The following is a 20,721-nucleotide window of genomic DNA, read 5'->3' as shown; positions in this document are numbered from 1 at the left end:
CTCCCTCCGTTAAGTTGCGAACGCGTCACACAGATACCTGCCGCCTCGGACGGGGCGGCGCCACCTTCTCGCATCCCGAATGCGCAGCGCAGCCGGCCGCGAACGTCGCGCGCCGTGACCTTCCTCACCCGCTTCGATCCCGCTACCAGTCGGGGTGAAGATCAGGCCGCTGCTTCAGCGCCTCAGCCAGCGGCGTCATCAAACGCTCCTTTCCGTACACAAACTCTCCCCGCTCGTAGGATGCGATCTCGTACTGTTTGCCCAGCACAATCGCCTCCTCAGGGCAGGCCTCTTCGCAGTAGCCGCAAAAGATACACCGCAGCATGTGAATCTTGTACACCTTCGCATAGCGCTCACCTTTGGAGTGGCGCTCCTGCTCGGTATTTTCAGCCGCCTCCACATAGATCGCGTCGGCCGGACAGGCGACCGCACATAATTCGCATCCTACGCACCGCTCCATCCCATCGTCGCCCACCACAAGCATGTGCAGGCCGCGGTAGCGAGGCGCCAGCGGCAGCCGCTCTTCCGGATAGGAGACCGTCACCGGCTTCCGGAAGATATGCTTGAATGTCGTCGCCATCCCCTTCAAGATCTCGGCGATCATCATAGCCACCCCTCACGTGCCACACGCAACGACCTTATGCCGCCCGTTTCCAGGGCAGGTGAAAAAGACCCTGCTTGCTCGGCCGCTCCTTCGCGATCTTTTCCTGCAGCAGCATGATCCCGTGAATTAACTGCTCCGGTCTGGGCGGGCAGCCCGGCACATAGACATCAACCGGAACGATCTGATCTACGCCCTGAACGATGGTATAGGTGTTAAAGATCCCGCCGCAGGACGCACACGCGCCCATGGCAATCACCCACTTCGGCTCAGGCATCTGATCGTAGATCCTTCTGAGGACCGGCGCCATCTTTCGGCTCACACGACCGGCCACAATCATCAGGTCGGATTGACGCGGCGATCCGCGAAAGACCTCGGCCCCGAATCGAGCCAGATCGAATCGCGAGGCGCCCGTGGCCATCATTTCAATGGCACAGCAGGCCAGTCCGAAGCTCGCCGGCCAGATCGATGACTTCCTCGCCCAATTAACCAGGTTGTCCAGGGTCGTCAACAGGAGCCCCCGCTCGAATTCTTCTTCTTCCGCCTTGGTGATCGGCCCCTCTGTATTCGTCAACTGAAGTTCTTTCATCCTATCTCTCTCTCAACACGCCCGAATACTCCACCGGGTGTCTTTCACATCGATCCCCTCAAGCGCCATCTCGTATAATGGCGAGAGCGCCCGCAGGCGGCTCACATTCTCTATCACGCGGGCGGCCACGTAGTCCACCTCTTCCTCGCTATTCGACCGACCCAGTCCGAAACGGATGCTGGCATGGGCGAGTTCGGCATTCAGTCCGATCGCCAGCAGCACATATGAGGGCTCAACCGTGGCGCTGGTGCACGCAGAGCCCGACGAGACGGCGATTCCCTTCAGCGCCATCAGCAACGACTCGCCCTCAACGAACTCGAACGAGATGTTCAGATTGCCGGGAAGCCGGTCGGTGGGGTGACCGTTGAGGTGCAGAAAGTCCAGGCCGGACCACAGCGCGTTGCGTAACCGCTCGCGAAGTGCAAGGAGTCGCGCGGGCTCGGTTTGAAGCTCGCGTTCGGCAAGCGCACAGGCGGCACCGAACCCGACGCACCCCGGGACATTCAGCGTCCCGGAGCGACGCCCCTTCTCGTGGCCGCCGCCGTCCATCTGTGGAATGAGTGTGACGCGAGGCTTGGTCATCCGCACGTAAAGCGCGCCCACCCCCTTCGGACCATAACACTTATGCGCTGACGCCGAAAGGAGATCGACCTGCCAGTCGTCCACCGATAGCGGGAGTTTCCCGACGTACTGGGCGGCGTCGGTATGAAACAGGACCCCATGACGCTTCGCGATCCGGCCGATTTCGGCGACCGGTTGCAGCGTCCCGATCTCGTTGTTCGCCGCCATGATCGAGATCAGGATTGTATCCTTTCTGATCGCTCGCTCGATGTCGGTCGGATCGACCCGCCCGGTATTATCTACCGGAAGGTAGGTCACCTGACAGCCCTCCCGTTCCAGCCGCCGACACGTATCGAGAACCGCATGATGCTCGGTCGTTGAGGTGATGATGTGTCGGCCCTTCTCTCGGTAGGCCGACGCGACCCCTTTGATCGCAAGATTGTCCGCCTCGGTGGCGCCGCTCGTCCAGACGATCTCTGCGGCCCTACAGCCGAGCAGGTGCGCAACCTGGGCGCGGGCCTGCTCCACCGCCTCCTCCGCCACCCACCCAAACGAGTGGCTCCGAGAGGCCGGATTGCCGAACCGCTCGCAGAAGTACGGACGCATCGCCTCGAACACCTCCGAGGCGACGGGCGTCGTCGCCATATGATCCATGTAGAGAGGAAGGGTCGCTGCCATCAGAATTCTCGCGGCTGTTCGGTTGTCAGCCCTCCGCCATCGGCCGTTTTACCCGGTCGCACCAACTGCTCAACGCTATCCATAGTAAGAATACTATTATGCGAGTGTCAATTTCAACGGTGATTTCGCCGCCCTCGTCTGTTTTTGGCCTCATGCCCCACACTTCTTGAATCGCAATGCGTCGGCCATAGCAAGAGGTATCAGATCCATCCCACCCGCACGATAAGGATGAGCGCCCGCATTCCCATCCGGTTCCATACGGCACAGCCGATCTGCGACCGAGTGTATCTTACAGCCCAGTGTCTGATTCCGTCCTGATGGGCGCGCTTCCAAGCCGTCGCCGATGCAGTGCTATCTCCAACGCGTGCGTCCCCAGGCCGACCGCCGTCCAGAATATCTGGTTGATTCGCAGGATCATCGAAAACGCCACACCCTCACTGAAGGTAAAGCCGATCGCCCGCTCGAAGATCAGCGCTCGCGTAAGTTCCTGCGTCCCGAGCCCAGCCGGAACCATAAAGATCATGCAGTCGAACCAGCTCCCCAAGGACCAGATCGCAGACGCCTTCGCCCAGTCGTCTACGCCGAACACATACCAGAGGAAGAGTCCGGCCTGCGCGATCCCCATTGTGAACGCCAGGGCGTGCCAGAATAGCGACAGGATCAGCGCCTTTCCCTGCTGCTCGTAGTGACTGCGCAGCCGGCCGTCCAACTCGGACAGGTTGGTCTCGATCCACTCGCGTGCCTTTCGCCCGGCAACGACCCCGACGATGCGGCTGAGAAATCCGCCCAACCACCCCTGCCGTTGAAAGACCAGAAATCCGATGAAGCCGCCCCACATGAGCGCGCTCGCAGCCCAGAACGTGAGCTTGACACCGCGGTCCAGCGGCGTCCACCACAGGATCACCGCGGATCCCAGAAAGGCCATCCCAAACTGCGCGACACCGTACGTAAACTTATCGACGATCACCGCTCTCGCCGCCTCGCTGCGCGGGACGTACTTTTCCAGGAGCATCGCCTTGACCACGTCGCCGCCAAACCCGGACGTCGGCGTGATAAAGTTGTACGCCGCCGCGGTACAGCGTACATACAGCAGGTTCATGAGCGGCACCTTCGGGCCGTCCGGGCTGAAGCAGTAGCGCGTCGCTATGGCGCGCATAACGTCGCCCACCCCCTCCAGCGCCAGAAAGAGGACAAGCCCGAAGCCGAAGCGTACGACCCCTCCCCACAGCTCCCGCGGCCCCGCTGAGTAGATCAGGTAGCTGAAGAGCGCAACGCCGGCGAGCGGCAGGAGAACGTGAACGATTCTGAGGCCGCGCTTGTCTGTTTCCTGACTCATCTAGTGTTCGGTAAGCTGGCAGCAGCGGTTGCAGATCGGCAGGAGCCCCCCTTGCTCCGACAGCATCCGCCGGAAGGTCTGGTACCTGTCGCCGAACCAGATATCGAGGAACGGTTGCTCGTTGACGTTCCCCATCGAAAGCGGCTCGTCTATGAAAAGGTTACACGGATAGACATGACCGTCAACGTCGATCGTCGGCTCAAGGTAGGGCACTGGGCAATGCGTGCGCCCGAGATTCCAGTTGTAGTCCGCGTAGAGCCTCGGAACCTCCGGCAATGGGATCGACGGTACGTGATGAACGAAAAAGTCATATTCCTTGGTCTTGAGCCGGCGGATCGTCTGCGCGATCTCCCGTGCCTCCTCCTCGAAATCTCCGTAGTCCTCAACGAATCCCATCCAGCTCGTGATGTCACCGACGCCGAAATACTGATCGATCATCTTGTTATAGGCTTCGCCCTTGTCCGTAGGAACCCAGATCGGATTCGACTTGATACAGAGAACGTCCAGCAACCCTTTCCCGGTCAGCTCCTCGCAGAGCTTGTAGAGCGACAGGCCCTTGTTATGGCGCGTCATGGTGAAGCTCACATGCACAAGCGGCCTATGGCGGTTGCGGCGCTCGCGCTCCACAATGATCGCCTCCATCCCCTCCAGCGTCTTGCTGTATGCCCACTCCGCTTGGCGCACAAAGTTGTGGGTGTGCTCATCGCCGTCGATCGACACGTGGATCGCATCGATCCCCGTATCGATCAACTCTCCCGCATACTTTGTCAAGAGCGTCCCGTTGGTGACGGGCTTCACGAACAGACGGTGGCGTTTGCATATCCGCAAGAGCTCGATGATGTGCGGATAGAGAAAGGTCTCGCCCCCCTCAATGTCGACGTACCTGAGGCCGTGCGGTACGAGTTCCTGAATGACCCTCTCAATCACCTCGAGCTTCAGTTTGCGCTGGAGCCTGGCGGTATCGTAACCGAAGTAGGTCCCGGTGTCGCCCCACTGGCCGCACATCCTGCAGCGGAGGTTACAACCGTAGATGATGCGCAGGTTAAGCTTGACAGGATAGAAGGTTCCCTTGTCGGGGAGGTCATTGTTCGCAAGCCGTCTGGCGGTCTTATCGTAGGCGCTCCTCCGAAGTACGAAGTAGTAGTAGCGCGGGTTTTCCACGACACCCTGGAGGAGGCGCCAGTACAGGCCGACCCTTGACATACATTCCTCCTCAATGCTGCGTCGTTCACCATGGCGCAGACCCGGCGAATAGAAACGTCTTCGTGCTGCGAGAGGATGGTGGGAGGCGCTCCGGATAAACCTGTGTCAGGCCCCGAATTTCTTGAATCGCAAGGCGTTGGCCATGGCCATTGGGATGAGATCGATCGCGTGCATTCGTGCCACCGGTCCCCGCGCACACTCCCGCTCTGTAAATCTCTCGACCCCGCTCGGGCGAGACCATCGCGACCACAGCAGAAAGGGGACCGGATGCCAGCTATGGCTTTTCAGCACGACCGGGGTCGAATGATCGCCGGTCACGATAAAGACATCGGGGTGAAGCGCAAGAAAATCGGGAATCCGCCGATCCGCCTCTTCCAGCGCGGCCACCTTCGCGTCAAAGTCGCCGTCCTCACCGGCCCGATCGGTCCCCTTGAAATGGACGTAGAAGAAATCGTACCGGTCCCAGTTGGCCGACAACGTCCGGAGTTCGTCATCCAGATCGGCGCAGAAGGGTAACGCCTCCATGCCGACAAGTTTGGCGAGACCGCGGTACATCGGATAACAGGTGATCGCTACCGCACGGAGCCCCAGCAGGTCGGGAAACGCCGGCAGCCTTGGCGGCAGAGCAAATCCCCTGAGGAGAATCATATTGGCCCGCTGCTCCGCCTTGAGGATGCCGCGCGCCTGTTCCAGAAACCGGTTCACCAGCGCTGCCGTCCGTTCGGCCTCATGGCTGAGCGCCGTGACCGCAAGCGGTCGCGCATCGATGGTCTGAGGATCGGAGTCGCACAAGGCATCCGAGAGCCCATCCCCCCGAAATACGACGACGAACCGATGCTCCTTGACGGGCCGTACAATAATCTCTACCCCCTCGACCCGGATCCGGTCGAGTTGCCGACACAAACGTTCACAGACATCCGTCGTGATTCGACCGGCGCGCCGGTCCGTAATCCTGCCCTCCCCGTCAAGTGTGCAGAAGTTGCCACGACTCGCGACGTCACCCGGACGAAGTTCCAGGTCGATGCCGCACGCCTCGAGCACCCCCCGTCCGATCTGATACGTCAACGGATCGTAACCAAAAAGGGCGAGGTGGCCGGGTCCGCTGCCGGGGATGATTCCCGGACCCACCATATCGATGAGACCGCAGAGCGAACGAGCGGCAAGGGCGTCGAGATTAGGGAGCCTTGCGATCTCCATTTCACTCCGACCATCGGCCTCTCTCGGCAGGCCCCCAAGCCCGTCGGCGACGAACAGGACGATCTTCGAGGACGAAGGAACGGCAAGTTGCTTGATAAGCGTCAGATCCATGAGGGTCTCGTCTCCAGACAGTACGGCCCGGACAGAACGCCGCGGGTAATCGGATGGGTGGTCAAAACAGGAGAACCTCCACGACTTCTCCCTTTTCAAGGAGGTCCACGTTGGCAGGAATCTCGATATACCCTTCGGCGTCGGCCATCGAGGTAATGGCGCCCGATTCCTTGAATACCGGGACGACCTCCCCTCCGTCGAGACGGACGGGCAGGTATTGATGCCGACCGATGGTCGAGGTGTAACGACGGGCCATCGGGGCCTTCAGCGAGGCGAGCGTGCCCCGGCCGAGCCTCGCCATTTTCCGAAGCGCGGGCGCCAGGATGCCATATCCGTTGGTCAGACATGACGTGGGATACCCCGGCATCCCGATCAACAGCCGGCCTTCCACGATGCCGCACAGGGTCGGTTTGCCCGGCTTGACGGCAATGCCGTGAAACTTTATCTCCCCCATCCGCTGTACCGCCTCGACCATCATATCCCGCTCACCGACCGAGCTGCCCCCGGACAGGACAATCAGGTCGTAGGCCAAGGCCTCGCGGATGGTCGCCATCGCCGATTCCAATGTGTCCTTCATGATAGGGAAGATGTGCGGAAGCCCGCCGTTCTCGCTGATGAGCGCAGACAGCGTATATGAATTGATATCGTAGATCTTCCCGGGGGTCAGCGCCTCCCCGGGCATCAGGATCTCGTTGCCGGACGGAATGACCGCAACCAAGGGCTTCTGGTAGACCGTCACCTTCTGGAACCCAAGGGCGGCCAGCACACCGATCTTGCTCGGGTCCAGACGCATCCCTCGCTGCAGGACGACGCGTCCGATTGTGATGTCCTCACCCATCGGGGAGGCGTGCTGCTGCGGGTAGACGGGCTTATAGACCCTCGCATTGGTCCCGTCCAGTTCCGTATCCTCCACCATCACCACGGCATCGGCGCCCTCGGGCATCGGGGCGCCCGTCGCCACTTGAATACAGCTTCCCGGACGAACGCTGAGACGGGCGGACTCGCCGGCGTGGATGACCTCGATGAGTTCCAGGATCCTGGGTGAAAAGTTGCCCGCGCCGAACGTATCCTCCGCCCTGACGGCATACCCGTCCATGGCCGCTCGGGCAAAAGGCGGGACATCCATCGATGCGCAGATCTCTTCGGCCAGGACCCGGCCCACCGCCTCCAGCAGCGTCACCTGGTCGGTCCGCTCTATCGGCGGGGCTGCGTCCATCACGATCCGCATCCCCGCCTCCAGGTCGAGGAGCGCCTTCATCGGTTTCATGGCCATCGGATTGCCCTCGTCACTTCACAGTGCCCCATGATGTGCCTGTGGCCCCTACCTATCAACGTCTACGACGAGACCTTCACCTAACAGCCTGTCATTGCGAGCGACCAACGGGAGCGCGGCCATCTCACTGTTGTTATCCCGAAGGACTGTGAGATTGCTTCGGCTTCGCCTCGCAATGACACGGGAGAGTTGGGCGTCGCATTCTGCCCCATACAGCTCGTCCTACAAGCTTTCCAGATACCGCTCGACATCCAGGGCGGCCATACACCCCGATCCGGCTGCCGTGACCGCCTGCTTGTAGACATGATCCTGCACATCACCCGCCGCAAAAACGCCGGGGACACTCGTCATCGTCCCGTTGCGCGTGATGATATAGCCCCGTTCGTCCATCTCCAATTGCCCAGCAAACAATTTAGTATTCGGGGAATGCCCGATCGCCACAAATACGCCGTCGCAGGCAAGCGTCTCCGCCGACGTCGAACCGTCACGGCGGGTGGCAATGCCGGTCACCTTCCCCTGCGACACATCAAGAATCTCTGCGACGGTCCGGTTCCACAAGATCTCAATCTTCGGATTCGCGAAGGTCCGCTCCTGCATGATCTTGGACGCCCGCAGCTTGTCCCGTCGATGAATCAGCGTCACCTTCGTGGCAAACTTCGTCAGGAAGAGCGCCTCTTCTACCGCCGAGTCGCCCCCACCGACTACCGCGACCTGCTGATCCCTGAAGAAGAACCCATCACATGTCGCGCAGGTCGAGACGCCATGTCCCAGCAGCTTACGTTCGGATTCCAACCCGAGCATATTGGCCGACGCCCCGGTCGCCACGATCAGCGCCTTGGTCTGACGGACCTCGTTGTCCACAGTGAGGGTAAACGGCCTGCTGTGCAGGTCTGCGGCCGTGGCATCCCCCTTTCCGAACCGCGCGCCGAACCGCTCTGCCTGCTGTCGCATCCGCGAGATCAGATCCGGCCCCATGAGCCCATCCGGAAATCCCGGATAGTTCTCCACCAGCGTCGTCAGGACCAACTGTCCGCCCGTCTCGTTCCCTTCGATGACCAGCGGATGCAGATTGGCGCGGGCGGTATATAGGGCCGCCGTCAGCCCCGCCGGACCCGACCCGAGAATGATCACCTCTTCCGTTGATGTACTCATCTCAGGCAGAGGGCGCCGCAGCGACCGCCTCAACCTTCTCCGGCTCCGGGGCCTTCTCAGGTTCAGGGGCCGGCGGCAGCGGCTTTTCCGGGGTCATCGGAGAGGGGTAGAAGCGCTCTGCGGTCAGGGCCTTGATATCAAAGACCAGGCCGGTGCGTTCCGGCGCGCTGAGTTCGCCGATTCGGGTCCACATCGTAATGGCATCGAAGGGGCAGACCTCAACGCACAGATTACAATACATGCAGAGGTTGTGGTCGATCTGAAAGGCGGACGGGTGGCGGTTCTTGCCTTTGCCGGTCCCGGTGAGCTCGATACAGCGCGTAGGACAGATCCTGGCGCAGGCCTCGCAGGCGGTACACTTAAGCTGCCCGGTCGTCTCGTCGATCCTGAGTACGTGCCGATTAAGCGCGCGCAACGGCTGCGTCCGCTGCTCATCGGGGTATTGCACGGTAATGGCGCGGGTAAAGAGGTGCCTGAGCGTCACCTTCATGGAGCGCAGGATGCTCGCGCTGCCGCCGAACAGATCTGAAAAATAGCTCCCCATCGCGTCCTCCCTACACCGCCGCCAGGGGCTCGGGCAGGGTCGGCCGGCCGCCTGGTTTCGCTCGCTCGCCGCGGGCGATCTGATCCTGAAGCGTCAGAATGCCGAAAATGAGCGCCTCAGGCGTGGGCGGACAGCCCGGGACATAGACGTCGACCGGAACCAGCAGGTCGACACCCTTGACGACATGGTACGCATCATAGTAGAACGGGCCACCTGAAATGGCGCACGCGCCCATGGCGATCACCCACTTGGGATCCGGCATCTGCTCGTACAGGGTCTTGATGCGCGGCGCCATTTTCTCGGTGACGGTCCCGGCGACGATCATGACGTCGGACTGTCGCGGTGACGGACGAAAGACCCCCGCCCCCAGTCGGTCCAAGTCGAAACGAGAGGCGCCCGTAGCCATCATCTCAATCGCGCAGCAGGCCAGACCGAAGGTCATCGGCCAGGGGGACGATTTGCGCGCCCAGTTAAAGAGCCACTCAACCGTCGTCGTAATGACGTTGGGCTCGGCTTGTCTGTTGTCGAACAACCCCATGCGTTGTCTCCTTTACATGTAAGCGCTCAGCCGTCAGCCATCAGCATTCCGTAACTGCAGTCTAATTGTCTTCCTTCCGCGCTCTCGCTGAGCGCTAACGGCTGAAAGCTGATCGCTTCTCTACCGTCGCTATCTTGCCGCCGCCGTGTCTGTGAGCGGCGACCCCAACTCTCCAATACGCTCGTACGTGATACCCGCGCAGGCCGGCACCACGCCGGCAAGCTCGTTCCACACCGCTTTCGCGTTCCCCTCGGTAATGGGAAGCGCCAGCCGGCCTGCGAGGCGCTGGAGGACCTCAATAAGCGGACTGCCGTTGCCGAACGGGTCCAGCGCCGGCTGCAGACGCTGGACCCGTCCCGCAAAATTTGTAAACGTCCCGGTCTTTTCAAAAAAGCTCTGTCCCGGTAGAACAACATGCGCCAGTTTTGCCGTCGCTGTCAAGAACAAATCTACGACCACCAGCAGATCCAGTTTCTGGAGCGACTCGGCAACGGCCGACTCTCCAGACAACGCAGCCACGAGGTCCTCTTCAAACACCAGCAAGGCGGCCAACCGGCCCTCGGCTGCGGCGTGGAGCATCTCCCTGGTCCCCATCCCATCGGGCTGGGGAAGCAGTCCCAGCGTCCGCATCCCGACCGAGTTCGGATACTTGTCGGTCCGTCGAAGCAGGTGATCTTCCGGCGCATCACCGCCCGGCTCCTGAGACCGCCGGACCCGATAATCGATGTTGGGAATGCCCAACCGTTCTCTGAACAGTTGCCGAACGAGGAATGCCTCCTCGTTGGTCAGTCGTGCGGACGCAATCACGCCGACGGCTTCAGGCCCCCGCTCTCGCAGGATGCGATCGAGGTCCTCGGCAATACGCCGGATCGCCTCGTCCCAACTCGCCGGTTGCAGCCCTTCATGACGCTGTATGAGCGGCGTCCCGATCCGGCCCGGGTCCTGGGCGAAATGGAATCCGAAGCGGCCCTCGTCGCAGATCCAGTAACCGTTCACCTCGTCATTCACCCTGGGACGGATACGGAGAAGCTGCGCGCCCGGTTCCTTGTGACGGACATCGGCCGTGATGTTGCACCCGGCGCTGCACAGCCCGCACACAGTCGGAACCTGTTTGATCAAATCCCACGGCCTGGCGGTAAACCGATAGTCGCGGCTTGTCAGCGCCCCCACCGGGCACAAATCGATCACATTCCCCGAGTATCCGTTGTCCAGGCTCCGTCCTGGGAAGAGGCTGATCTCGGATCGATCGCCACGGCCGAACACGCCCAGCTCGGAGGTGCCCGTCACATCCTGACAAAACCGGACACAACGGGTGCAAAGAATACACCGTTCGGCGTCAAAGATGATGAAGGGACCGATCGGCTGGTGCTTGATCCGATGGATCTTCGGTTCAATAAAGCGACTTTCGCCGGGACCATATCGGAGCGTGTAGTTCTGAAGCGGGCACTCGCCGCCCTTGTCGCACACGGGGCAATCCAGCGGGTGGTTCAAGAGGAGAAACTCGAGTACCGCATTCCTCGCCTTTTTCACCCGTTCGGAGGCCGTAAATACCTCCATCCCGTCGGCAACCGGGGTGGCGCACGAAATCACCAGCTTCGGGGCTCCCTGAACCTCGACTTGGCACATCCGACAACTGCCCACCACACGCAGCTTCGGGTGATAGCAAAAATGTGGAATCTCGGCGCCGGTCTGCAGGACCGCCTCAAGAATCGATACCCCGGTTGGAACCTGGACCGGTTTGCCATCGATCGTCAGCTCAACCAACGTTCCTCCATTTCTATTACTGCACGGTGACAATCACCGGGACCGACGCTCGTAACCTATGAATTCGACGCATGTCGTACCATCTTTAGTATAGTCGAGCCGTCAGACAGTGTCAACTGCAAAGCCGCCTGTTTTGCGGCCTCAGATGCCTTCCCTGTGCCGGCTTTCACCTTGACATCGGGTTCGATCACGGCTATCGTAAAAAAGAGGTAGCGGCGCAATGAAAAGAGGGGACGCACGACGTGTGAGAGCACTCCGGCATGAAGATCAGGAGGCTGAGCGGGATGGGTATTGCAGCAAGCGAATTTGAGGATGCATACGAAGATATCGAGGAAGAGGAAGATATCGAGAAGATATGCTGTTCGATCTTAACGGAGCCGATACGGGGATTGGGATTCCGTGAGCCGATCTATGTCCGACCCGATACCACTATACGGGGCGCGGCGACGGCGATGAACGAGGCCCACGTCGGCTGCGTGCTGGTGATGGAAGGGAATCGGCTGGCCGGTATCCTCACCGAGCGCGACATCCTGCAGAAGGTGGTCGGACAGCTCGACCTGGACAGCCCTGTCGGCCAGATGATGACACCCAATCCGGAGACGGTAGGGATGGATGACGGGATCGCGTATGCGCTCAACAAGATGCACGTCGGCGGCTATCGTCATATCCCGGTGCTTAATAAACAGGGCCAGCCCGTAGGCGTTGTATCGATACGTGACGTTGTCCGATTCATCGTCTCGCTGTTCCCCACCGCCGTCCTCAACGTCCCGCCCGAGCCCGGCCTTGCAGCACGGGGGCTTCACGGCGGTTAGTGAACAGCGGGACCCTCTTCTACACGAAAGGACCCAGATGAGCGATATCGAGAGCACCCAGTCTGCGCCTGTAGGCCGCCCCAGGCCGATAAGCGAACTGGAGACGGTCGTCGTCCGGTTTGCCGGCGATTCCGGCGATGGGATGCAACTGACCGGCACCGAATTTACTAAAAGCGTTGCGGCGGAAGGGAGCGACCTGGCGACCTTTCCGGACTATCCGGCCGAGATTCGGGCGCCAGCAGGCACGTTGGCAGGCGTGTCGGCCTACCAGATTCACTTCTCAAGCCAGGAGGTGTATACACCGGGCGATCAGCCCGACGTACTGGTCGTGATGAATCCGGCCGCACTGCGAATCAATCTGCCGGACCTGCCGCGCGGCGGGATCATCATCGCCAATGTCGGGACATTCACCCAGGCGAACCTTGAGAAGGCCGGGTATAAATCACACCCATTGGAGGACGGCAGCCTCTCCGGATACCAGGTCTTCGCCATCGACATCTCCAAGCAGGTCGCTCTCGCGTTGGAAGGCATGGGGCTGTCGGCCAAAGAGGTGGGACGCTGCAAGAACTTTTATGCCCTCGGCCTGATGTTCTGGCTCTACAACCACCCAACGGAGCGCGAAGAACGGAGCATCCGGGCCAAGTTCCAGAAGAACCCTCGGCTGGCCGAGGCCAACATCAAGGCGTTTCGGGCCGGCTACTATTACGGCGAGACGGCCGAGCTGTTTCCGTCCCGCTACGCCGTGCCCCCCGCCATCATTGCACCCGGCACCTATCGCCACATTACCGGAAACGAAGCCACGGCCGTCGGCCTGATCACGGCGGCGCAACTGGCATCGCTGCCCCTCTTTTGCGGTACCTACCCGATTACACCGGCCTCCGATATCCTGCACACCCTGGCGATGTATCCGCACTACAACGTCATCACGTTTCAGGCCGAGGACGAGATCGCGGCGATCACCGCGACTATCGGGGCGGCATACGCGGGCGCGCTTGGTATGACCACCACCTCCGGTCCGGGCATGGCGCTCAAGACCGAGGCGATCGGCCTGGCGGTGATGACCGAGCTGCCGCTGGTCATTGTCAACGTCCAGCGCGGCGGCCCATCCACCGGCCTCCCAACCAAGACCGAACAGGCCGACCTCTTCCAGGCGGTCTTCGGGCGGAACGGCGAGTGTCCCGTGGTCGTGGTCGCCCCGGCGACACCGGGCGACTGCTTCTGGATGGCCATTGAGGCCGCCAGGATTGCCATACGCCACATGTGTACGGTCATCTACCTGTCGGACGGCTTCCTGGCCAACGGCGCCGAGCCCTGGAAGCTCCCGGAAGTAGCCTCGCTTCAGACGATCCCGGTGACGTTCAGGACGGACCCCAAGGGGTTCTATCCCTATCTGCGCGAGCCCCAGACACTGGCGCGCCCATGGGTCGTCCCCGGTACGCCGGCCATGGAGCATCGTATCGGCGGCCTGGAGAAAGAGGATGTCGTCGGCAACGTCTCGTACGACCCGCAGAACCATGAAACGATGGTTCGGCTGCGGGCCGAGAAGATCGCGCGTGTTGTCGATGAGATTCCGGAAGCGACGGCCTACGGCGACCCATCCGGCGATCTGCTCATAGTGGGATGGGGCTCGACCTACGGCGCGATCACGCAGGCGGTCAAGAGCCTTCGCCGGCGCGGCTGTCGTGTGTCTGCCCTCCATCTGCGCTACCTGAACCCGATGCCGGCCAACGTCGGCCGCATCCTGAAGAACTTCCGGCGGATACTGGTAGCGGAAATGAACCTCGGACAGTTGCTGACGATCCTGCGGGCGCAGTTCCTGATTGACGCGGTCGGGTTCCACAAGGTCCAGGGGAGGCCGTTTAAGGTCTCCGAGATCGTGGCCCAGGCGGAAGAACTGTTAGGTGCGCGTGAGCAGGCCGAGCTTTGTACACACGCGGAGGCACGATAACAATGGCGCAATGCAGTGTCGACCAGCCCCCCAAACTGACACGCAAGGATTTCATTTCGGATCAGGATGTCCGCTGGTGTCCCGGCTGCGGCGACTATGCGATCCTGGCCAGCCTGCAGCGGGTGATGCCCGACCTTGGCATCCCGCGCGAGCAGATCGTCTTCGTCTCCGGAATCGGCTGCTCGTCGCGGTTCCCCTACTATATGAACACCTACGGGTTCCACTCGATCCACGGTCGGGCGCCGGCGATCGCAACCGGCATCAAGATGACGCGCCCCGATCTGATGGTCTGGGTGATTACCGGCGACGGCGACGGCCTGTCGATCGGCGGCAACCACTTGATTCATACCATGCGGCGTAATGTCGATCTCAAGATTCTGCTCTTCAACAACCGTATTTACGGTCTCACAAAGGGCCAGACCTCGCCGACCAGCGAGCTGGGCATGAAGACCAAGTCGACACCGTTCGGTGCGCTCGATCGCCCCTTTAATCCGCTGTCTGTCGCAATCGGGTCGTCCGCCACATTCGTCGCGCGCTCGATCGACATCGACAGCCCACACCTGCAGTACGTGCTGCGGCGTGCGGCCGAACACAAGGGTACGGCCTTCGTCGAGCTCTATCAGAACTGCAACGTCTTTAACGACGGGACGTGGGAGTCGGTGACGGATAAGGATGTGCGGAGCGATCGCCTGTTGATCCTGGAGCACGGCAAGCCGCTGGTATTTGGGAAAGAGCGAAACAAGGGGATCCGGATGCGCCCCGATATGTCGCCGGAGGTTGTGGAGATCGACGGCAATCCATCGGGGCTCCTGGTGCATGATGAACGGCAAAAGGATGGGGGCTATCATTTCATGCTCTCGCGACTCGAAGGCCCTGAGTTTCCGCAGCCGGTGGGTGTGCTGCGCGCCGTCCGCGAACCGACCTACGACGAGTTGCTGACCGAACAACACCAGGCGGTCATCCAGCGACAAGGTAAAGGCACCCTCGAAAAGCTTCTGCACGCCGGCGAGACCTGGACGGTTTCATAAACTACCAGCCATCAGCCGTCAGCGATCAGCGATTGGCCGGAAGCTCCACATACCTGCACAGAGTGGCGGTGTCCGTATACACATAAAGGGGGTGGGCATGAAGGAAGTGGAACCGCAAGTCTTTCTCCTGGCCAGACCGTCAATAGATGCTGAGGGTCTCGCGGCCTATCTTGAAGCCGTCGGCGCGCCCGAGTGGTCGACCGATGCCCCCTCAGCGGCCGAGCAACTGATCGAGGTGGCGGGGCGGGCCTGCTATCGCTCGTTTGCGCCCGGTCTCAATCCGAATGTCACGAAGGTCCGAGAGGGAAGCCGGGCCTATCTGGACAATATCCTGAACGTGAAGCATGGCAGCGTGCTGGAACATGCCAACTGGACCTTCGCGTTCTTCCAGGTCAGCCGGGTCCTGACCCATGAGTTGGTGCGACACCGGGCCGGAACGGCCATCAGCCAGGAGAGCCTGCGCTTCGTGCGGCTGACCGATATCCCGATGTGGCTCCCGCCGGAGATCCGCGACAATCCGGAGGCACGCGCGATCTTCGAAGAGGCGGTGAGGCACGGCGAGAAGGCGCAGGCGCAACTGGCAGAGGCCCTACAGATCGACGGGCGGCCGTTTCACGAGAAGAAGGTCCTCACCTCCGCCATGCGGCGCATCGCCCCGGACGGGGTCGCAACGACCCTGATCTGGACGGCGAATGCCCGGACGCTGCGGTGGGTGATCGAGGCCAGGACGGTCCCGGGGGCGGAAGTGGAGATTCGGAGCGTCTTCGGGAAGGTAGCCGAGATCATGATCCGGGAGGCGCCGCACCTCTTTGGGGATTTTACCGCAGTTCCTCTCCCCGACGGCACCGCCCAATGGCAGCCCGCTCACAGCAAGGTGTAACCAGCGCCATCTATTCTTTGCCCCGGTAGCCATGGGCCGTGCGCTCCAAGATACTGACCAGTTCCCAAACTCCTGCTATCCGAGACACCTTTCTTCCCGCAAGACTCAGCTCCGCTTTTCCGGGCCGAATGTTCGATCGATCGTTGACGCCTTCGAGTCCCGTGTCGAAGGTCTAACGTGGAGTTCACCGGCGCGCCGTCTTCGCGCGTCTGGCGGAACGGTTCTGCGAATGACCCGCGGCGCTACTCACCGGAACTCTCCATGTCCACCGTCTCTCGCCGCATGGACTAACCCACCAGGCTTGAGGAGCCCGCCGCGCCGCCAGGTCCATTCGCTCGTTAGGCGGCACCTCCGGGGGACCTGCTCAAAAGGTAAAGATCTGCTCCTCGCCGATGAGGACAACGGGTGGGCCCCCGGTCGAAATCTTCGCAGCATGCGCCAGGGTCTCTTTTCCGCCGGCAGAGGCCGCACAAGCCTGCAGCGCCTCGAGCGAGGGGAAATGAATCTCTGCGATCCGGTAGAATGCCGGCTTCCCCTGGGGCGAAGCCTGGACCTTGGTCGCGATAATCTTGGTCTTGCCCTCGAGCTTCTCGACGGCCATCGGAACATGCTCGTCTTTGTAGAGCCGCTCGAACGTTTTGACATCCGCCGGGGGCGGGTACATCACGATCAGTTTCGTGGCAGGCATTTAGGCCCTCCCTCCTCGCTGTAATCTTAGCTCGCGGCCGGTGCCGCCTAACTATTATGTATGCTGGTCAGCCTATCCCGATCAGCCGTTCCTGAAGCTGACCGCAACTCTATAATCTTTTCCGGCACTTAACAAGACATTTGTGGGAATCCGGACAATGGCAAACACTGCACCTATGTCAGCCTATCCGGTTTTCCGCCGGCGAGTTGCCCACACTACATCCGAGTTTATCAACTGGGCTTTGGACGCCTCTTCCGCCGCGATTCAAAACATGGGTGTAGATCATCGTAGTACTGACGTCGGTGTGACCGAGCAACTCCTGGACTATGCGGATATTAGAGCCATCTTCAAGGCGGTATCATCCCTGAGACTAGAAAAGTACTGGATTCCGGGTCAAGCCCGGAATGACGAACTGTCTGAGACGTATATCGTCATATATAGCAGATGAGTGGCAAAGAAGTGGCGAACATCAATGAAAGTTGCGGCTGGGAGCGGTGACGAGGTCAGTATGAACTTGCGGTTGCCAGAGGTGTTCGGCGACGAGGTGGATTACCCCTTGCTCGGCTTGCAGGATCCAGGTGGCGCCCAGGACGGTACTCAACGTAGATCGGCCACGTGTACCGTGCATCACTGAGAGGGTCCGCTACGGAGGAGATCCACTACATCATCGAGGATCTGCTGGAAGGGATGCGACTTGAGCGTGCCGACCTGCGTCACAATCAAGTCGAGATTGGCGGTGAAGAGCTTGCCCGGCCGAGCATAGCTCGTGACTCGCAATGAGCCCGCAGTGAAGTCGGCGTCCTTAAGTTGGATTGCACGGGGATCGCCATAGGGTTTGCTGGTTACCTGACACAGAATCCAGTCACCTCGGCCGGCGTCGGCCAGCACAACGGCCGGCCGCAACTTGACCTGCGATAGGTCGGAGAAGGGGAAACGGACGAGAACTACCGCACCTGCTGTAGGTGCAACCACGCTTTGTCCTCCTCGGGCTTGTCCCAGTCTTCGGCAAGCGCCGCCTCGCTCAGCAACGCGCTTTCCGGCGCGCCCGAAATAGGACGTTCCTCCAGGATCGTTACGAGTGCCCGCCGGGCAGCTTGAAGATGGATAGGTTCGAGGAGCCGCACATTCCCGTGCTCATCGATCACGGCTTCAACCGTTCGAATCATCGTCTCTGCCTCCGCAATCAGTGTACACGATCTAACCCTCGCAAGTCTAACGTCCTTGCGGATGAGCTGCGAACAATGATCTATCTTCGCTCAACGACTGGCGTGAGTCAGCTCGATCCGCCTGTTAGACCGCGCTTCGCGGTTCAAGCTCGTTGAGCAAGCGCTTACATTGGGAGCGAAGAACCGGTACGTCACGAGTGGCGGTTGTCCAGACGATCTTGTCATTGATGGACGGGTACTCATGAGTTAGCTGATTGCGGAAGTCGATAATGCGGCGGGCATGGGAGAGCTCCGCGAAGATGTCCGGGGCGAGACGCGACAGAACGTTGGTGGCTTCCCCGATGATTATGAACTCGCGCTCCACTGAAGAGCGCACGAGCCGATTGCTCCGATAGCTCTCGAGATCGAGGCCGGCAACCGCGGCCGAGATGGCCTCGCAAGACTCGATGATGTCGAACAGGTAGGCTCGGACATCACGCTGCATACAGAACCTGCTTTGTCCGGTCGACGTCCGCCCGGATGTACGGATTCTTGAGCGCATCAGCCATAACGAGATCGACGGGCGTGTCGAGGATCTCACGAAGCTCGTCGAGCAGGTCGAAGTACGCGTCCGTGAGGGCGTACGGGTCCATGGGCTTGAACTCGACGAGCAGGTCGATGTCGCTGTCCCCTGGCCTGAAGTCGTCCCGAAGCGCCGACCCAAAGACATAGAGGCAGGCAACGCCGTGCCTTGCCGCCGCGGCGACGAGTGCCCCACGCTTCTTGTCCAGGACTGCCACCATGCCAAGTCTCCCGCGCCATCCTACCCGTCACGGCAACATCCCGCCGCACCAGAGGGACGGACGGTTCGTCGGTCTAACGCTGCAAATCACCGGCGGCAAAAAGCGGAGTGCCGAAGGAGCGGCGCTTTTTGCCGTCCGAGTGCATTTGCTTTGTTAGGCTCATGCTTTCACGAGTGTCCATATACCAATAACAATGAATCCAATCCCCGCAATGTAGTGCAGAGGCTTTTCACCGATATATTGCGAAATAATGCCTCCAGCGAGAACGCCTATGCCTGATGCCACAACTAATGCTAAAGAAGCACCAATGAATACAGTGAGCTTGCTTACTTCTTTATCCGTAGCAAATAACATTGTGGCCAATTGAGTTTTGTCGCCGAGCTCGGCGATGAAAACTGCGGCAAAAACTGTGAGTAGTACTTTGTATTCCAATGTTCTATTTCTCTATTTATTGACGGAGTCTAAGGATAATTTGGTTCCCGACACCAAGGCCTACCTCAACCAACTTCAGACTCGCGCCGGGGGAACGTAGATGGTCACGGTGTCGCGCAACACAATCATGGCCTACACAGTTCCACTTGAAACGACTTCATTGTTTGACGTCATGACACTCATCGTTCGGGAGCCGAACTATTAATTGAGCCGCTTAGAGGGCTGCAAACGCCAGCGGCCTATCTCCTGAAATTGCCAGTTGACTCAGAGCCGCATCGGCCCCAATATCCATCACTGAGCTGGACGTGTCAAGGATGTTATGGTCGTCAAACACGGTCGTACCCAGCGGCCTATCTCCGTCACAACCCGCCGCCTATCTCGGCTGCGCTATCGCCGATCGGCCGGGCCATTGACCCCTTGTCCGCCCCGGTTCAATACGTGAGTGTAGATCATCGTCGTGTTCACATCCCGATGGCCAAGCAACTCGTGGATCGTCCGGATATCACTTTGAAGAAGCGGTACGCATCGGTGAGACGGCGCAGCGGCGGTTGGCTGAGGTCTTACAGATCGAGGGGTAAAGGTGGACATTCGGAGTGTCCTCGGGAAGGTAGCCGAAATCATGATCCGGGAGGCGCCGCACCTCTTCGGGGATTTTACCGCACTTCCTCTCCCCGACGGCACCGCCCAGTGGCAACCCGCGCATAGCAAGGTATGGGTGGGTCGCCTCAAAAGCGACGGCTACTCCTCGGCGATAGTGATTCCTAACGCCTTCAAGAACGAGTCGATCTGATCTCTCTTAATTCTTGTTGACCCGCCGCGCCCCCAAAACTTGACATGAAAGAGATCAGCATCATCAAAATCGGCGCCCGAAAAGTTGGTGCCTGCGACGTTGGCATCCCGGAGATTGGCCTTCCTCAGGTTCGCGCCGGCCAGGTTCGCATCGCGCAGATTGGCGCCCTGAAGGTTGGCGCCCTCCAGATCGGCGTCCCGGAGGTCGGCACCGCCGAGGATGGCACCCGCGAGATCGGCGTCCCGGAGGTAGGCGCTCTTGAGGTCGGCATTCATCAGGGGGATGTCCTTCCTGACCGCTTCGACTACCGCATCACGTATAGACCCTTTTCCCGATTCGTAGACGACCTTGTCGCTTTTGTACCAGGATACAATTCTCATCTCAGCTACCCTTTGTGACCAACGCTACGATACGTCACGCCCCTTCCCAACGTTCCATGCGGCTTCGAGCCTTACGAACACCGCGAACAGTTTACGCCCCCCTGATTCGGCTACAGGTATCTGCGCACCCGCTCTATCTGCGCCTCCAACCCTTCTCCCACAACATACGATCATGAAACAGTCGTTAATATAATTGGGCTCATCGACCTGTCAAGAAAAAAAATGGCGTCCTGAAATATCGATAGGATCGTCGCGCCAGGCGCCGCGG

General features: G+C 60.4%; 23 protein-coding genes and 2 pseudogenes. 5 read left to right on the top strand and 20 right to left on the bottom strand.

Annotated features, from left to right (window positions below; genetic code table 11):
* Positions 1–142 precede the first annotated feature (142 nt).
* From C3F12_09420 to C3F12_09370, 11 genes are all read right to left on the bottom strand, one after another.
* Entirely contained in the window at positions 143–604 is a 462-nt protein-coding gene (locus C3F12_09420) for an NADH-quinone oxidoreductase subunit NuoI (protein PWB46418.1), read from the bottom strand.
* Between the two features lie 34 nt (positions 605–638).
* Positions 639–1,190, bottom strand: coding sequence for an NADH-quinone oxidoreductase subunit B (locus tag C3F12_09415; protein PWB46253.1), 552 nt, complete (start codon positions 1,188–1,190; stop codon positions 639–641).
* A gap of 12 nt (positions 1,191–1,202) precedes the next feature.
* Positions 1,203–2,429 carry an IscS subfamily cysteine desulfurase gene (locus tag C3F12_09410; GenBank protein ID PWB46252.1) on the bottom strand — a complete coding sequence of 409 codons (1,227 nt, stop codon included), beginning with the start codon at positions 2,427–2,429 and terminating at the stop codon, positions 1,203–1,205.
* A gap of 289 nt (positions 2,430–2,718) precedes the next feature.
* Positions 2,719–3,765 carry a hypothetical protein gene (locus C3F12_09405; protein PWB46251.1) on the bottom strand — a complete coding sequence of 349 codons (1,047 nt, stop codon included), beginning with the start codon at positions 3,763–3,765 and terminating at the stop codon, positions 2,719–2,721.
* A complete protein-coding gene (locus C3F12_09400; GenBank protein ID PWB46250.1) occupies positions 3,766–4,968 on the bottom strand; it encodes a hypothetical protein in 1,203 nt (400 codons plus the stop codon).
* A gap of 105 nt (positions 4,969–5,073) precedes the next feature.
* On the bottom strand, positions 5,074–6,276 hold the full coding sequence (locus tag C3F12_09395) for a phosphoglycerate mutase (protein ID PWB46249.1): 1,203 nt from the start codon (positions 6,274–6,276) through the stop codon (positions 5,074–5,076).
* Positions 6,277–6,337: 61 nt separating this feature from the next.
* Positions 6,338–7,549, bottom strand: coding sequence for a molybdenum cofactor biosynthesis protein (locus tag C3F12_09390; GenBank protein PWB46248.1), 1,212 nt, complete (start codon positions 7,547–7,549; stop codon positions 6,338–6,340).
* Between the two features lie 222 nt (positions 7,550–7,771).
* Entirely contained in the window at positions 7,772–8,701 is a 930-nt protein-coding gene (trxB, locus tag C3F12_09385) for a thioredoxin-disulfide reductase (protein PWB46247.1), read from the bottom strand.
* Between the two features lies 1 nt (position 8,702).
* Positions 8,703–9,245: an NADH-quinone oxidoreductase subunit I gene (locus tag C3F12_09380; protein PWB46246.1), complete on the bottom strand. Its 543-nt coding sequence runs from the start codon at positions 9,243–9,245 to the stop codon at positions 8,703–8,705.
* Positions 9,246–9,255: 10 nt separating this feature from the next.
* On the bottom strand, positions 9,256–9,783 hold the full coding sequence (locus C3F12_09375; GenBank protein ID PWB46245.1) for an NADH-quinone oxidoreductase subunit B: 528 nt from the start codon (positions 9,781–9,783) through the stop codon (positions 9,256–9,258).
* Positions 9,784–9,912: 129 nt separating this feature from the next.
* The gene (locus C3F12_09370; protein PWB46244.1) at positions 9,913–11,580 is read right to left on the bottom strand and encodes an NADH-quinone oxidoreductase subunit G; all 1,668 of its coding nucleotides are present in this window, start codon (positions 11,578–11,580) and stop codon (positions 9,913–9,915) included.
* A gap of 227 nt (positions 11,581–11,807) precedes the next feature.
* On the opposite strand from C3F12_09370, the gene C3F12_09365 reads away from it, so the two are divergent.
* The 4 genes from C3F12_09365 (at position 11,808) to thyX (ending at position 16,215) form a co-directional block, all read left to right on the top strand.
* A complete protein-coding gene (locus C3F12_09365; protein PWB46243.1) occupies positions 11,808–12,359 on the top strand; it encodes a CBS domain-containing protein in 552 nt (183 codons plus the stop codon).
* 37 nt (positions 12,360–12,396) lie between these two features.
* Positions 12,397–14,307, top strand: coding sequence for a 2-oxoglutarate ferredoxin oxidoreductase subunit alpha (locus C3F12_09360; protein PWB46242.1), 1,911 nt, complete (start codon positions 12,397–12,399; stop codon positions 14,305–14,307).
* 2 nt (positions 14,308–14,309) lie between these two features.
* Positions 14,310–15,335: a 2-oxoacid:ferredoxin oxidoreductase subunit beta gene (locus C3F12_09355; protein ID PWB46241.1), complete on the top strand. Its 1,026-nt coding sequence runs from the start codon at positions 14,310–14,312 to the stop codon at positions 15,333–15,335.
* 97 nt (positions 15,336–15,432) lie between these two features.
* On the top strand, positions 15,433–16,215 hold the full coding sequence (gene thyX, locus C3F12_09350; GenBank protein ID PWB46240.1) for a thymidylate synthase (FAD): 783 nt from the start codon (positions 15,433–15,435) through the stop codon (positions 16,213–16,215).
* Positions 16,216–16,579: 364 nt separating this feature from the next.
* Here thyX and C3F12_09345 read toward each other — a convergent pair whose 3' ends face one another.
* The 8 genes and pseudogenes from C3F12_09345 to C3F12_09310 all read right to left on the bottom strand — a co-directional run bounded on the left by C3F12_09345 (position 16,580) and on the right by C3F12_09310 (position 19,799).
* Positions 16,580–16,903 carry an ethyl tert-butyl ether degradation protein EthD gene (locus C3F12_09345; GenBank protein PWB46239.1) on the bottom strand — a complete coding sequence of 108 codons (324 nt, stop codon included), beginning with the start codon at positions 16,901–16,903 and terminating at the stop codon, positions 16,580–16,582.
* Between the two features lie 178 nt (positions 16,904–17,081).
* Positions 17,082–17,237, bottom strand: a complete 156-nt coding sequence (locus C3F12_09340) for a hypothetical protein (protein PWB46238.1) — start codon at positions 17,235–17,237, stop codon at positions 17,082–17,084.
* A 293-nt stretch (positions 17,238–17,530) separates the two neighbouring features.
* Positions 17,531–17,902, bottom strand: a complete 372-nt coding sequence (locus tag C3F12_09335) for a MazF family transcriptional regulator (protein PWB46237.1) — start codon at positions 17,900–17,902, stop codon at positions 17,531–17,533.
* Positions 17,848–18,069: a hypothetical protein gene (locus C3F12_09330; GenBank protein PWB46236.1), complete on the bottom strand. Its 222-nt coding sequence runs from the start codon at positions 18,067–18,069 to the stop codon at positions 17,848–17,850. The genes C3F12_09335 and C3F12_09330 overlap by 55 nt, the downstream gene beginning before the upstream one ends.
* Positions 18,070–18,193: 124 nt before the next feature.
* On the bottom strand, positions 18,194–18,610 hold the full coding sequence (locus C3F12_09325; protein PWB46235.1) for a hypothetical protein: 417 nt from the start codon (positions 18,608–18,610) through the stop codon (positions 18,194–18,196).
* Positions 18,543–18,851, bottom strand: coding sequence for a hypothetical protein (locus C3F12_09320; protein ID PWB46234.1), 309 nt, complete (start codon positions 18,849–18,851; stop codon positions 18,543–18,545). Before C3F12_09320 ends, C3F12_09325 begins: the two co-directional genes overlap by 68 nt.
* A 159-nt stretch (positions 18,852–19,010) precedes the next feature.
* A complete protein-coding gene (locus tag C3F12_09315) occupies positions 19,011–19,283 on the bottom strand; it encodes a hypothetical protein (GenBank protein ID PWB46233.1) in 273 nt (90 codons plus the stop codon).
* A 387-nt stretch (positions 19,284–19,670) separates the two neighbouring features.
* Positions 19,671–19,799: pseudogene (locus C3F12_09310) on the bottom strand (integron integrase).
* Between the two features lie 55 nt (positions 19,800–19,854).
* Between C3F12_09310 and C3F12_09305 the strand changes: the two are divergent.
* Positions 19,855–19,995, top strand: a pseudogene (locus tag C3F12_09305) (thymidylate synthase (FAD)).
* Between the two features lie 26 nt (positions 19,996–20,021).
* Here the strand turns inward: C3F12_09305 and C3F12_09300 are convergent.
* A complete protein-coding gene (locus tag C3F12_09300; protein ID PWB46232.1) occupies positions 20,022–20,453 on the bottom strand; it encodes a hypothetical protein in 432 nt (143 codons plus the stop codon).
* Between the last annotated feature and the right edge of the window lie 268 nt (positions 20,454–20,721).

The organism is Candidatus Methylomirabilota bacterium, assembly GCA_003104975.1.
Taxonomy (GTDB): domain Bacteria; phylum Methylomirabilota; class Methylomirabilia; order Methylomirabilales; family Methylomirabilaceae; genus Methylomirabilis.
The sequence above is the reverse complement of the archived record's forward strand: the minus strand, read 5'-3'. Positions and strand labels throughout refer to the sequence as shown.